The sequence below is a fragment of the Flavobacterium sp. FlaQc-47 genome, assembly GCF_044006475.1.
In the GTDB taxonomy this organism is placed as follows: domain Bacteria; phylum Bacteroidota; class Bacteroidia; order Flavobacteriales; family Flavobacteriaceae; genus Flavobacterium.
Genome location: NZ_JBIPCQ010000002.1, coordinates 673,131 through 686,856, shown reverse-complemented (window position 1 = coordinate 686,856; position 13,726 = coordinate 673,131). Strand labels below are relative to the sequence as shown.

Genomic DNA, 13,726 nt, shown 5'->3' with positions numbered 1-13,726 from the left:
GTGTTGAATTTCAACCGAACGACTTTGTTAAAATCAAGTAAATTTAGGATTAATAAAAATGAATTAAAGAAATATTCCTCTATTTATTCGTCGTAATTCAGCAACTTTGCAGTAACAAAATTATTTAAATATGTCTATCTTCAATCGCTTTTTTATTTGTTTCGTCTTAATTTCTGTGAATGCATTTTCTCAAAAAGAACAAAAATCCTCTTTTCAGGTTGTTCCGTTGGGAATAAAAGGCGGAATTGATGAAAAAAATCTTTCAGCTTATTTAGTCGCTCCAACAAATACCAATGATTTTATTTCGTTAGATGCCGGAACTATAAATGCCGGAATCGAAAAAGCAATTGAAAATAAAGTATTTAGAGTTTCAACAGAGGAAGTTTTGCGAAAATACATTAAAGGATATTTTATTTCGCACGCACACTTAGATCACGTTTCGGGATTGATTATCAACTCTCCCGCAGATTCTTCGAAGACGGTTTATGCGACTGAAAAATGTATGGAAATGATGGAAAATCATTATTTTAATGACGAAACCTGGGCGAATTTTGGAGATAAAGGCCCGGGAAAGCCTTTGAAAAAATATCATTTTCAAACTTTAAATATCGGTGAAGAAACTCCCATTACAAATACAGCCATGACCGTAAAAGCTTTTCCGCTTAGTCATGTGAATCCATTTGAAAGTACTGCATTTTTAATTAAAAATGGAGAATCATATGTGCTTTATCTGGGAGATACAGGTCCTGATTCGGTAGAAAAAAGCGATAAATTAAAAACACTTTGGACAGCGATTGCTCCTCTTGTAAAAAGCAAACAATTGAAAGGAATTTTTATTGAAGTTTCGTTCCCTAATGAACAACCAGATCAATTTTTGTTTGGGCATTTAACGCCAAATTATTTAATGAAAGAACTTCACACTTTAGAAGATTTATCAGGAAAAGGAATTTTGAAAGGTTTTAATATTATTGTTACGCATTTGAAACCGCCAACTAAAAATATTATCAAACTTAAAGAACAATTACAAAAACAAAATGATCTTGGTTTGTATATTATTTATCCGGAACAAGGGAAAAGATTTGAGTTGTAAATAATTATTTGTAAGTTAATTTTTATAATTTAGCCAATAATTAGAAATTGAATGGAAATTATTTGGTCTAAAAAAGCAAAATATAATTTTGATAGTATTCAGAATTATCTTGAACACTATTGGAGTCCTTTTATTACTAAGAAGTTTATAAAAGATGTTATGCACATTACCAAACTACTAGAAAACAACCCCGAATTAGGGAAATACAGACCCGATTTGGAATGTCGGGAAATATTGATTTCAAAACAAATTACCTTATATTACGAAGTAGAAGAAAGCTTTATTACATTAATCGCTCTTTGGAATAATCGCCAACAACCAATAGACATGTATAATTTGTAATTTATATTAGGTTTTTTCTTTTTAATTCCTCTAACACTTCCTCATGCGTTATAAAATCCCCATTCTTTAGATCAAGTTTACCTTGCTCAATTTCTGCTTTTAGTTCTAATCGAAAATTTTCTTCCGGAGAAAGTATTTTTGCAATAGAAAGCATCTCATCTGGAGTAAAAGTCTGAGTTTTTAGTTTTCTGTAAAAAGTAGGACTTGGTATACCAGCTTTTTCAATAATATATGTTTTTTTAAATGGCGATTTATCCATTAATTCCTCTATACTATTAAGTATATTTTTATATGTGATAATTTCTTGTATCATTTTTGATTTAATTTTATATCATTTATGAGGCAAATATAGTAATATTCTTTCTTTAAAAATACAATCATTCTTATGAAATTGAATTCGCTAGCCCCGATAGAAGTGGAAATCCTTTTTCTGGCTTCTTTAGCCAGGAAAAGATTGAAACGGATAGCGGGAAATAGCTCCGAAAAAACTAAAAACTACCATTTTAAAATTCCAAAATTGCTATTTGACATATTTCAAAATGACACTTATTTCTTCGCAACAAATCTAGGATCACTTTCCATTACGGTTCCGCATTTATCGCAGGTTCTTAACTCTTCAGAATTATAGAAATATTCGAAATGTGGCAGGAAATCTTTTTCGATATTGTGAAGTTCAAAAAACACTTCGTAAAGTTTATGATTGCAATTCTCGCAATGCCAAAGCAATCCGTCAGTATATCCTTTTCCGGCACGTTTACGTTCGATTACCAAACCTATAGAACCTTCTGAACGAACTGGTGAATGCGGAATTTTTGCAGGATGAAGATACATATCGCCTGCATGTAATTCCATTTCTTTGCGTTCGCCCTCTTCCTGAATAATCACTTTTATACTACCTTCAAGTTGATAAAAAAGTTCTTCGGTTTCATTATAATGATAATCTTTTCTGGCATTTGGTCCCGCGACAATCATCACGATATAATCACCGGAATCCACATACAGATTTTTATTTCCAACTGGTGGTTTAAGTAAATGACGGTTTTCGTCGATCCATTTAGTAAGATTGAAGGGCTTTGCTATTGACATTTTTTTGAAGGTTAATTTCTATGAAGCTAAGTTAAGGAAAAAGTTTTCAGTTTTCAGTCGCAGTTTTCAGTAAGTTGCGATGTGAAAATTTTTAAGTCACAGTTTCCAATAAGTTGAGACTGTAAACTGCGACTATTTCATCTCTTTTATCAAATAAATATAAACAGGAAAATGATCACTAAATCCAACTTCGGTTAAACTGTGGCGTAACGGATATCCTTTATATTGCCCCGAAGTCTGAACCAGAAACGGCTTATTAAAAATACCGGCTTTCCAAAATTTGAATGTTGAAAAATCAGGTTTTAGGAGAGATTCGGTTATGATAATCTGATCAAAAACATCCCAGGAATCTCTAAAGGCAATTGTTCCCATGCCTTTATTTGCCATTTCTTCAAACGGATTAAAGGTGCCAAATTTGGGAACTTCGCTCTTTTTGGCTTTTGCTCCTAAGGCGACTTTTACGCTTCTGTTAAACGGACCATCGTTTAAATCGCCCATCGTCATGACTTTTGCATTGGGATTTATTTGTTGGAGTGAATCAATAATTCTCCTGTTTAAATTTCCTGCTGCTTCACGAAACGGACTACTTTTTTTCTCACCTCCAGATCTCGAAGGCCAGTGATTCACGATAATATGAATTTCCTCATCTTCCAGAAATCCTGTTATCAAAAGCTGATCTCTGGTGAAAATTCGGTTTTTATTTTCCGTTTTTATTTCGAATTCATCATCTGATGCCTCCTTCTTTTCCTCTTTTGCAATTGAATTATTTTTGTAGATATATAAAGGAATATTGGAATATGACGTAGGTTTGAAATGTTTTTTTTGATAGAGCAATGCAACATCAATTCCACGTTTATCCGGCGAATCAAAGTGAATAATTCCGTAATCAAAACTCTGTAATTTAGGCTGTTTGATTAAGTCTTCAAGAACACCGCGATTTTCAATTTCAGAACCTCCTATTAATGTTGGTGCGTTTGAATTTTCCGGCGTTCCTATTTCGGACAGAACTCTGGAAAGATTTTTTAATTTTTGTTCGTACTTTTCTTTTGTCCAATGTTGCGCTCCGTTTGGCGTCCATTCGTCATCATGAGTTGTTGGATCATTTATCGTGTCAAAAAGATTTTCGAAATTATAGAAAGTAACGGTGTGAATTGTGTATTTTTTTGATTGTGACTGCAAAAATGAAAATGAAAAAATTGCAATACAATAAAGATATAATCTGGTAAGCTTCATAAAATTTGATGTTTTAAAAAAGTTCAATTTAGACAAATAAATTAATTTGTAAGAATTTTCTAATTATTTTATTTTTTAAAATATCTATATTTGTTTATATTTAATAAATGAACCCGCGAAAAACATGAAAACGAGCCCAATTCAATACTTCAGGAAACACTTTTGTTTTTGTAAATTCGTATTTCTTATTTTTGCTCTGCAATCATTCAACTGTCAATCCCAACAAAACATGATAACACCAACTTATTTACAAAAAGGAGATACTGTAGCTATTTTAGCAACTGCAAGAAAAAATGTCGACGATAACTTAAAACCAACCATTGATTTATTGCACAGTTGGGGGTTAGAAGCCGTTGTAGGAACCACAATTGGACTTGACTTTAATCAGCTTGCAGGAACCGATGAACAACGTGCTGCAGATTTTCAGCATCAGTTGGATAATCCGAATATAAAAGCAATTTGGTGTGTTCGTGGCGGATACGGAACGGTAAGAATGGTTGATCTTTTAGACTTTACTAAGTTCAAGCAACACCCAAAATGGATTATTGGTTTTAGTGACGTAACGGTTTTACACAATCATTTGAACACAATGGGCTATAAATCGATTCATGGTGTAATGCCGGTTACAATTCCTCGTGCTACTCCAGCGGCAATTAGTTCCATGAAATCAAGTTTGTTTGGTGAGCCATTGTCCTATTCTATTGCTCCGGACAAAATGAATAGATTCGGGAAAGCAACCGGAGAATTAGTTGGTGGTAACTTGTCTATTTTATACAGTTTACTAGGTTCTCCATCAGCAATTGATTGCAAGGATAAAATTTTATTTATCGAAGATCTTGATGAATATTTGTATCATATTGACCGAATGATGATGAATTTAAGGCGTAATGGATGTATCGAAAACCTAAAGGGAATTATTGTTGGCGGCATGACTAAAATGAAAGATAACGAAGTACCATGGGGGAAAAATGCAGTTGAAATCGTCGATGATGTGACTAAAAAATACAATATTCCGGTAATTTTTAACTTTCCGGCGGGACATATTCAGGACAATCGCGCTTTGATAATGGGAAACACTATTACAATTGAAGTAAACGGAACGGGAAGTACTGTTTCTTTTCAAAAATAATATAGTCGCTCATTTCTTTTAAATAAGAAAAAAATACCACAATATATCTCTCGCAAAGTCGCAAAGACGCAAAGTTTTAACCAAATTGCTTTGCGTCTTTACGACTTTGCGCGCAAATTATTCGCTACAGCATAATTCATAATTCATAACTTATAATTCACAATTAAAAAATGGCCGAACATAATGAATTAGGAAAAAAAGGAGAAAATCTTGCTGTAGAATTTCTTCAGAAAGAAGGTTATAAAATTTTAGATCGAAACTGGACTTTTCAAAAGGCTGAAATTGATATTATTGCACTAAAAGATGATATTTTAGCGGTTATTGAAGTCAAAACCAGATCAAGTTTAGATTTTGGTGCTCCACAAGATTTTGTGAAGCCAAAAAAGATTCAGCTTCTCGTTAAAGCAGTAAATGCCTACATAAACGATAGGGAAAAGGATTTTTGTGATGATTTAAATATCAGATTTGACATAATGGCCATTCATAAAAGCGGCGAAACATTTGCAATTGAACATCTTACAGACGCTTTTTATCATTTTTAACATAAATTTTTATTGTTATATTTGTAACAAATTGTTTTTTTATTTATCTTTGCCAAGATTTATAACATCGCTATTACACCAAACAACCACAATTAAGTTACAAAAAAAAAAGAAAAAATTATGAAAACCGTTTCTTCAATCGTCGAAAATTACATTAAAACGAAACCCTTTTTATTAAATGCGTTATCGCTTGGAATCATTAACCTAACTTCTCTTTCCCGAAATATTATGACCGAATTAGAAAGCGAATTTGGTAAAGAAGTCAAACAAGGCGCAGTTGTAATGTCCTTAAAACGACTCACTGAAGAATTAGATTTTAAATTGAATCACAAAATTAATAAGGTAATCAAGAATATTGGTGAAATCACCGTTCGATCTGAATTGACTGATTATACCTTTGCTGCATCAGAAACGGTTTTAAACAAACAAGCCGACTTAATTTCTGACATAAATGCCTTATCTGATATATTTTATACCTCATCTCGTGGCGTAAATGAAACTAATATTGTTGTTAGCAGCAGTGTAAATCATTTAGTCGAAAAGCACTTTGTGAGAGAAAAATTAATTCAGAAATTAGATAATCTTGCTTCTATAACAGTAAAATTACCGAAGGAAAATATCGTTGTTCCGGGAATTTACTATTTTATTTTTCAACGTTTGGCCTGGGAAGGAATTATCATAAACGAGGTAATTTCTACTTCAAATGAATTCACCATTTTAGTTGGAGAAGATCAGGTTGATGTTGCTTTTAAAGTTATTAAAGATTTGAAAAACTAAATAAAAATTTGATTTAGAATCAAATTCAAGATTCTTGAAACTTATAAAATCCTTTCATCTTTTAATATAAAGATGAAAGGATTTTTTTATTTATGGATGTAATAAACAATATAGATTATCTCAAATAAGAATATTCTCAATAATTAAATAAATTTTCAAAACATCAATAAAAACATAAGACTAATTACAGTCTTAAAAGTCACCTTTTATGCGATTCAATATTAATTATATTAAAAAAAACACAATTAAGTTTTTTTTAATATAATTTGTTGCGAATAATATTTTTATATATTTGCTAATCAGTAAGTAAATCAGAGTATCCATTTTGATAGTATCATAATATAATTAGATTTAAATACGACTAATTAAATTAATGTTAGAAACGAAAGACCATAGCGAAAAATTATTGGTGAGCGAACTCAAAAATGGCAACGAAAAAGCATTTCGTTCACTTTTTGATTTATATCATCAGGATATCTATGGGTACAGCATCAGTCTATTAAAATCAAGAGAAGCAGCGGAAGAAAATGTACAGGATGTTTTTATGAAAGTCTGGCAACATCGTGAAAACTTAAATGTTGAACAATCTTTTAAAGCATACATTTTTACCATTGCCAGGAATCAGGCATTTAATTGCCTCAATAAAGCTGCAAATGATGTTTTACTGAAAGAAGCCATTTTTTACGAAAGTCAGAAATCACATGAATACGGAGATTATTCCATTCGTGAAGAAGATTGTAAAAAACTCAGGAAAGAAGCAATGAAACAATTGCCGCCAAAACGAAAGCAAATTTTTAAGATGTCCCGTAAAAAAGGAATGACTTATGAGGAAATTAGTCAGGAACTCGGGATTTCAATCAATACAGTCAGGAATCAAATGAGCAAAGCGTTAGAATCAATGCGAGTCTTTTTTCAGGTTCATGACGAAATTATCTAAACCACAAAACCAAGTTAACCATCAAAATCACTCTTTTTTAGAGTGATTTTTTTTTGTTTTAACCGCGAGTTCGCAAAGGTTTACGCAAAGAGCGCAAAGTTTGTCATTTCGACCGAAGGGAGAGATCACACTCGTAATTCTACAAAGATTGGCGATTTTGTTTGCGGTGATCTGTCCCTTTGGTCTAGATTACAAAACTGAATCTGAATAGCAAACCCGACAGGTTTTAAAACCTGTCGGGTTTAGTCACGTTTCCAGGAATCCTTGTACCTCGAAATTAAAACAACTTGTTTAACGTCAAAAAAAGAAAATATTTTTAAAAAATATTTTAATCGAAAAACTCAATAAAATCAGCACTTAACAAGCGTTATTCTTACAATAATCTCCTTAGAAAACGTTAAAATTAAAAAATTTACAACGTTTGAGTAGTACTCAACTTGCTTTCGGCTGTATTATATAAAACCCGGACCTAAATCAATTCGTAATGAATTCAAATTCTGAAATGCAACTACTTTTACAAAAGTTTGTTTTAAACCAATGTACACCCGATGAAACAAGCGAGGTAATCGACTATTATAAAAAAAATAAACTTACAGATGATTTTCCTTCGGTACAAGATATTCAAAATCTTTTGAGTGAAATGCCCAAAATGAACCAACGAACTGCTGATTCTATTTTTGCAAACATTTTGAATAATTCGCAGGAAAAGCAAACAGTAATAGAAATTGCTCCTAAAAAATCAAATTTCAGAAAGTACATTTCGATCGCTGCTTCTTTAGTTCTTTTATTAGGAATTGGTCTTGCTTATCAAAAGGGAATTTTCAATACCGCTAAAACAGAACCTAAATTCGACTATAAAAGTACTGATATTGTATTGCAGTTAGAAGACGGAAAAGTTCAGATTATATCCGAAAATAATTCGGTTCAGGTAAAAGATGCGCACGGCAATGTGGTTGGAAATCAAAACGGAGATGAAATTGTTTACGAAAACAGTTCTGATTTAGAGCATGTAACCTACAACACAATTAAAATTCCGTATGGTAAAAAATTCAAATTACAATTGTCTGACGGAACGCTTGTTCACTTAAATTCAGGTACAACTCTTAAATATCCGGTAAAATTTATTGCCGGTGAAAATAGACAGGTCTTTCTGGATGGCGAAGCTTTTTTTGATGTTGCCAAAGATAAAAAACATCCTTTTATTGTAAATGCTGATGCGTTGAATGTTAGGGTTTTAGGAACTCATTTCAATGTTTCTAATTATCCTGAAGATGCTGCAACAGATGTTGTTTTAGTTGAAGGTTCTGTGGGAATGTACCGTTCAAATGAAGATTTTGATGCTGCAAAAAACACCATCTTAAAACCGGGTTACAAAGGAAGTTTCAACAGAGAAAATACTTTAATATCTACAAAACCGGTCATTACTGATATTTATACTTCATGGATTAATGGCGGTTTGACTTTTAGAAATATGACATTCAAAAATATTATTACCAAGCTGGAAAGACGCTACAATGTTACAATTGTAAACAAAAACGAAAAATTAGCCGGCGAAAAATTCAATGCCAGTTTTAACGATGAATCTATTGAGAAAGTTATGAGCTATTTCAATGATATTCACGGCATACATTACACCATAAAAAACAATCAGATACTAATTAAATAACCACAAAAACAGGATCAATTATGAAGAACTAAAATTACAGGAATAAAAAAAATCGGAAAGAGCTGCGAACAATTTCCGATTTACTAAGTGATTGAATATAACGAATTAACTACAATCAATTAACAAAATTATGAAAAAAAAATCTAAGAACATTGGGTTCCTATACTCATTGTTCCAAAATGACCTAAAATTGAAACTAACCACACTACTTATTTTGGTCGCCATGTTTAATATTAGAGGGAATACTTATGCACAAAAAACAAAAGTAACCCTTGAATTAAACAATTCAACAATCGAGAAGGTTATTGAGACCATCGAACAAAAAACAGATTTCAGGTTTATTTACAAACTAAGTGACATTGACCTTGATCGTGTTATTTCTATTTCTGTAAAAGATCAGAACATCAGTATTGTTTTAGATAAACTTTTTAAGGGAACTCCCACTGAATTTAAAGTGAGAGATACTCAGATTATTCTAAAAAAGCCGGAACTCAAAACACAAAATACACCATTTCAAAAACAAACTGTATCCGGAATTATTACGGATGAAAATGGTTTGCCTTTGCCGGGAGCTTCGGTGATTGAAGAGGGAACAAAAAACGGAATGGTAACTGATTTTGACGGGAAATATAAACTTACTGTAGAAAGTGCTTCTTCAGTAATCATTGTATCTTTTGTTGGTTATAAAGAAAAAAAGGTAGTTGCCAGCCAAGCCGTTATCAATATTCAGCTTATGCCTGATGCTACAGATTTGCAGGAAATAGTGGTTGTAGGATACGGTTCTACAGCCAGAAAAGATGTTACGGGAGCGGTTTCTTCCATAGCTGCAAAAGATATGAATCAGGGTGCAATTGTGAATCCTTTACAATTGATTGCAGGAAAAGCAGCCGGTGTAAACATTACTCAAATTGGCAGTGAACCGGGTTCAGGACCAAGTGTTCGTATTCGTGGAATTTCTTCATTAATTGGAGGAAATGATCCTTTAGTGGTTGTTGACGGAATTCAGGGAAACATGGATTTGCTAAATCAGGTTCCGCCAAGCGAAATTGAAAGTATTGATGTTCTAAAAGATGCTTCTGCAACTGCCGTTTACGGTTCAAGAGGAGCGCCGGGAGTTATTATCGTAACAACTAAAAAGAACAAAGCAGGAAAAACTACTATGGAATATATTGGTTCTACTTCTGTCGATTTTATTCCAAAAAAATTAGAGATGTTAGATGCTGATCAATGGTGGGCGACTGCTCAGAGTGTTGGTGTTCCGGCATCTGCAAATCATGGTTCAAATACAGATTGGTATGGTCTTTTAACGCAAACCGGAATCACTCAAACACATACTTTATCCTTTGGTGGCGGAACTGATAAATTCAATTACAGAGCTTCTTTAACTGCTATTTTACAGGATGGAGTTGTAATTAACTCCAGTAACCAAAAATACATTGGTCGTATTCAGGCGACACAATTAGCTCTTAATGACCAGTTAAAATTGACTTTTAATTTAAATACAGGAGTAAATAATGTAACAAGCAGTATTGGCGAAGTAGGAACAGTTTCGTATAAATCAAACCTGATTACAAATTCATTATTGGCAAGACCAACAGATCCTGTTTTTAATACTAACGGAACCTATTATACAGATCCAACTGTTTTTCAATATTTAAATCCTTATGCAGTGGCTCAAACCGCTACAAATGAAAGACAAAGTGATAATTTATTTGGAAGTTTAAAAGCTGAATTAGATTTAGGCAAAGGTTTTTCGGCAAACTGGTTTGGAAGCTGGAGAAAAACAAATGCAACTATTGGATATTTCATGCCGGCAGAATCAACAGATGCTTTGGCAATTGATCAAAAAGGATATGCTAATATTAAAAATGAAAGACAAAATGAAAAATTAACCAATATTAGTCTTAATTATAAAAAAACTTTCGGGATTCACAGTTTCAATGCATTAGCCTTATATGAATGGCAAAGTCAGGCGTATCAGGGTAATTATGCGCAGGCAAGAGGTTTTATAAATGATAACACTACTTACAACGCATTACAATTTGGGGATTTTTCGAAAGTACAATCTTCTGATATTTCTTCTTATAAAAATGACAGGACTTTAGTTTCCTATTTAGGAAGATTAAACTACTCTTTACTCGATCGATATCTTGTTACGGCAAGTATCAGACGTGATGGTTCATCTGTATTTGGAGCCAACAACAAGTGGGGAAATTTCCCGTCAGCATCTGTTGCATGGCAAATTAACAAAGAGTCATTCATGGCAACTCAAACTTTATTTAATGAATTAAAATTGCGTGTAGGATATGGAGAAACCGGTAATCAACAAGGTCTTTATCCACAAACCTCATTGTCATTAGTGGGCAGTGCAGGAACAACTTATTTTGGAGGAATGCCTATTACCAATTTTAATATTACCCAGAATGCAAATGCTGATTTGCAATGGGAAACCAAAAAACAAACGAATATTGGTCTTGATTTTGCTCTTTTAAACAATAGATTAAGAGGTAGCGTAGACGTTTATGATTCTAAAACCGAAAATTTATTGTTTGATTACACCGTACCTCAACCACCTTATCCTTATAATCAAATTAAGGCAAACGTAGGAAGCATTTCAAACAAAGGTCTGGAGATTGCTCTTGCATACGATGTTATCAAAACCGAAAACAGTACGCTTACATTGGCAGGAAATGTATCCTTGATGAAAAACGAAGTGCTTAATTTAAGTGGTAGTATTAATGGCATTCCTTTAAATACAGATTATGTAGGCTGGGGAGCTGCAAACTCTTATCTAGTACAAGGAAAACCAGTTGGAGCATTTTATATCTTAGAACATACAGGCAAAAATGACAATGGAGTTGAAACCGTAAAAGATCGTGACGGCAACGGTGTTATTGATCAAGGTGTTAAAAGCCCTGATCGCTATTATGCAGGTTCCGCTTTACCAACTTATACTTTTGCATTTAACCCTTCATACAGATACAAAAATTTTGACGCTTCTGTACTTGTAAGAGGTTCAGGAGGAAATAAAATCTACAACGCATTAAATCAAAATTTAAGTATGCTGGAAAATACCGGTAAATCAAATATTTTAGAAAGTGCTGTTGATAAAGGAATTTATTCTTCGCCTTATGGATCTGATTTGTGGTTGGAAGATGGTTCATTTATTCGTTTAGAAAATGTTACTGCAGGATATACTTTCCGTTTTACAGATAAATATGTAGACTCTATCCGACTTTCTCTTACAGGAAACAACTTATTACTGATTACTAATTATACAGGTCTCGACCCTGAATTGAATATAAGTGGGAGTGGTAATCCAGCTGACAACTTTGGTGGCGACAGGGGAATTTATCCTCGTACAAGAAGTGTTGCATTTGGTCTGACTGTAAAATTTAAATAGTAAAAGAGATGAAAATTAAAAATATAGTAATAGCAGGAAGCGTTTGTTTCCTAGCCCTTTTTGGATGCACAGATATCAGCGAAAATGTGTACGATAAATATCCTGCCGAAGAATTTTATGGCACACCCGAAGGAGCCAATATTGCCCTTGCGAGCGTTTATGCCGAAATTCCCGGTGACTTTCAACGTAATAATATACCAGGAGTTGGTTATGCAGGTGCTGATAATGGCTGGTATGATATGAACTGTATGTCGTCAGACGAGCAGGTGATACCCCATAGAAATACTGGAGACTGGCAACAGGATTTTGCACGTTTGCATAAACATGTATGGTTACCTACAGATTTCATTATCAACAATACCTGGAACTGGTTGTACAAATCGGTTTTCAATGCCAATTTAGCAGTTGGTTTATTAGAAAAATCAAATGCCGAAGCTTCAAAAATTGCCGAAGCTAAAGTATTACGCGCTTTCTTTTATTATTTACTGATTGATGATTTTGGCGATGTTCCGTTTTTTACTGATAATAATATTACCGTAGATAAAATTCCGCAATCAAGCCGTAAGGAAATTTATAGTTTTATTGTAAAAGAATTAACCGAAAACGTAGAACTGCTTTCCGGAACCAGAGGAGGAAATTATTACGGAAGATTCAATAAATGGGCAGGTTATACTTTACTTGCAAAAGTATATTTGAATGCGCAGGTTTACACCGGAGAAGCAAAATGGAGTGAATGTTTAGCAGCTTGTAACAAAGTGAGCGAAGGTGGTTTTACACTACATTCAGGAGCAGCAAATGCTTCTAGTCCGTTAGGAAATAAATATTATGAATTATTTGGAGATGTACTTCCGGAAGATGAAACCATATTACCTATTTACGCCACTCTTGATGTCGTTTCCCGTAACATTTATGCCGTTCGTAGTGTATATGGTCCGCATGGTACCGCCTTATTTGGAATGGCGGGTTGGAACGGAACTATTGTTCCTAAAGATTTTTTCCTGAAATATGCTTTGACAGATATTAGAAGACAACAATTTTTAGTGGGTGAACAACCCGGAGGATATAATTATACCCTTGAAGTGGCTTCTCTTGACAATCCCGGAGCTGATCCTCAGGCGGGAGTTCGTAACATTAAGTTTTATCCTGCAGGAGCAAAAAGTGGCGGAGGAGCTTCAAATGACTTTCCAATTTTTAGATATGCTGATGTTATTTTAATGATGGCGGAGTGTAATGCCCGTTTAGGAAATCCCGGAGCTGCAAAACCTTTCGTAGATCAAATCAGACAACGTGCCGGTTTAGATGCATTAGCGGCAAACCCAACTCTTGATGATATTTATAACGAAAGAGGATTCGAACTCAACTGGGAAGGTCACAGAAGACAAGACATGATTCGTTTTGACAAATTTTTACTGGCAAACGAATTCAGACCTGCATCTCCTGCTTTCCGAAAATTATTCCCAATCCCAACATCTGCTTTAGATGCAAATCGTGGACTGAAACAAAACCCGGGTTACTAAAAAC

At 33.6% G+C, this 13,726-nt stretch carries 12 protein-coding genes; 9 read left to right on the top strand and 3 right to left on the bottom strand.

The window, feature by feature from the left end:
• Positions 1-130: 130 nt before the first annotated feature.
• Positions 131-1,090: an MBL fold metallo-hydrolase gene (locus tag ACHRVX_RS08945; RefSeq protein WP_395331379.1), complete on the top strand. Its 960-nt coding sequence runs from the start codon at positions 131-133 to the stop codon at positions 1,088-1,090.
• 51 nt (positions 1,091-1,141) lie between these two features.
• Positions 1,142-1,432, top strand: coding sequence for a type II toxin-antitoxin system RelE/ParE family toxin (locus tag ACHRVX_RS08940; RefSeq protein ID WP_395331377.1), 291 nt, complete (start codon positions 1,142-1,144; stop codon positions 1,430-1,432).
• Between the two features lies 1 nt (position 1,433).
• On the opposite strand, the gene ACHRVX_RS08935 is transcribed toward ACHRVX_RS08940, so the two are convergent.
• From ACHRVX_RS08935 to ACHRVX_RS08925, 3 genes are all read right to left on the bottom strand, one after another.
• Positions 1,434-1,745, bottom strand: coding sequence for a hypothetical protein (locus ACHRVX_RS08935; protein WP_395331375.1), 312 nt, complete (start codon positions 1,743-1,745; stop codon positions 1,434-1,436).
• Between the two features lie 233 nt (positions 1,746-1,978).
• Positions 1,979-2,518: a 3-hydroxyanthranilate 3,4-dioxygenase gene (locus ACHRVX_RS08930; protein ID WP_395331373.1), complete on the bottom strand. Its 540-nt coding sequence runs from the start codon at positions 2,516-2,518 to the stop codon at positions 1,979-1,981.
• 132 nt (positions 2,519-2,650) lie between these two features.
• Positions 2,651-3,751 (bottom strand): endonuclease/exonuclease/phosphatase family protein, encoded by a 1,101-nt coding sequence (locus ACHRVX_RS08925; protein ID WP_395331371.1) that lies wholly within the window; start codon positions 3,749-3,751, stop codon positions 2,651-2,653.
• Positions 3,752-3,980: 229 nt separating this feature from the next.
• Here ACHRVX_RS08925 and ACHRVX_RS08920 point away from each other — a divergent pair, with 229 nt between their 5' ends.
• From ACHRVX_RS08920 to ACHRVX_RS08890, 7 genes are all read left to right on the top strand, one after another.
• The gene (locus tag ACHRVX_RS08920; protein ID WP_395331369.1) at positions 3,981-4,880 is read left to right on the top strand and encodes an LD-carboxypeptidase; all 900 of its coding nucleotides are present in this window, start codon (positions 3,981-3,983) and stop codon (positions 4,878-4,880) included.
• 170 nt (positions 4,881-5,050) lie between these two features.
• Complete coding sequence (locus tag ACHRVX_RS08915; RefSeq protein ID WP_395331367.1) at positions 5,051-5,422, top strand: YraN family protein; 372 nt, start codon at positions 5,051-5,053, stop codon at positions 5,420-5,422.
• A 120-nt stretch (positions 5,423-5,542) separates the two neighbouring features.
• The gene (locus ACHRVX_RS08910) at positions 5,543-6,199 is read left to right on the top strand and encodes an aspartate kinase (protein WP_089477609.1); all 657 of its coding nucleotides are present in this window, start codon (positions 5,543-5,545) and stop codon (positions 6,197-6,199) included.
• 373 nt (positions 6,200-6,572) lie between these two features.
• Positions 6,573-7,136 carry an RNA polymerase sigma factor gene (locus tag ACHRVX_RS08905; RefSeq protein ID WP_395331365.1) on the top strand — a complete coding sequence of 188 codons (564 nt, stop codon included), beginning with the start codon at positions 6,573-6,575 and terminating at the stop codon, positions 7,134-7,136.
• Between the two features lie 484 nt (positions 7,137-7,620).
• A complete protein-coding gene (locus tag ACHRVX_RS08900) occupies positions 7,621-8,802 on the top strand; it encodes a FecR family protein (RefSeq protein ID WP_395331363.1) in 1,182 nt (393 codons plus the stop codon).
• A gap of 190 nt (positions 8,803-8,992) precedes the next feature.
• The gene (locus tag ACHRVX_RS08895; RefSeq protein ID WP_395331361.1) at positions 8,993-12,205 is read left to right on the top strand and encodes a TonB-dependent receptor; all 3,213 of its coding nucleotides are present in this window, start codon (positions 8,993-8,995) and stop codon (positions 12,203-12,205) included.
• An 8-nt stretch (positions 12,206-12,213) separates the two neighbouring features.
• Positions 12,214-13,722 (top strand): RagB/SusD family nutrient uptake outer membrane protein, encoded by a 1,509-nt coding sequence (locus ACHRVX_RS08890; protein WP_395331359.1) that lies wholly within the window; start codon positions 12,214-12,216, stop codon positions 13,720-13,722.
• Positions 13,723-13,726: the final 4 nt, after the last annotated feature.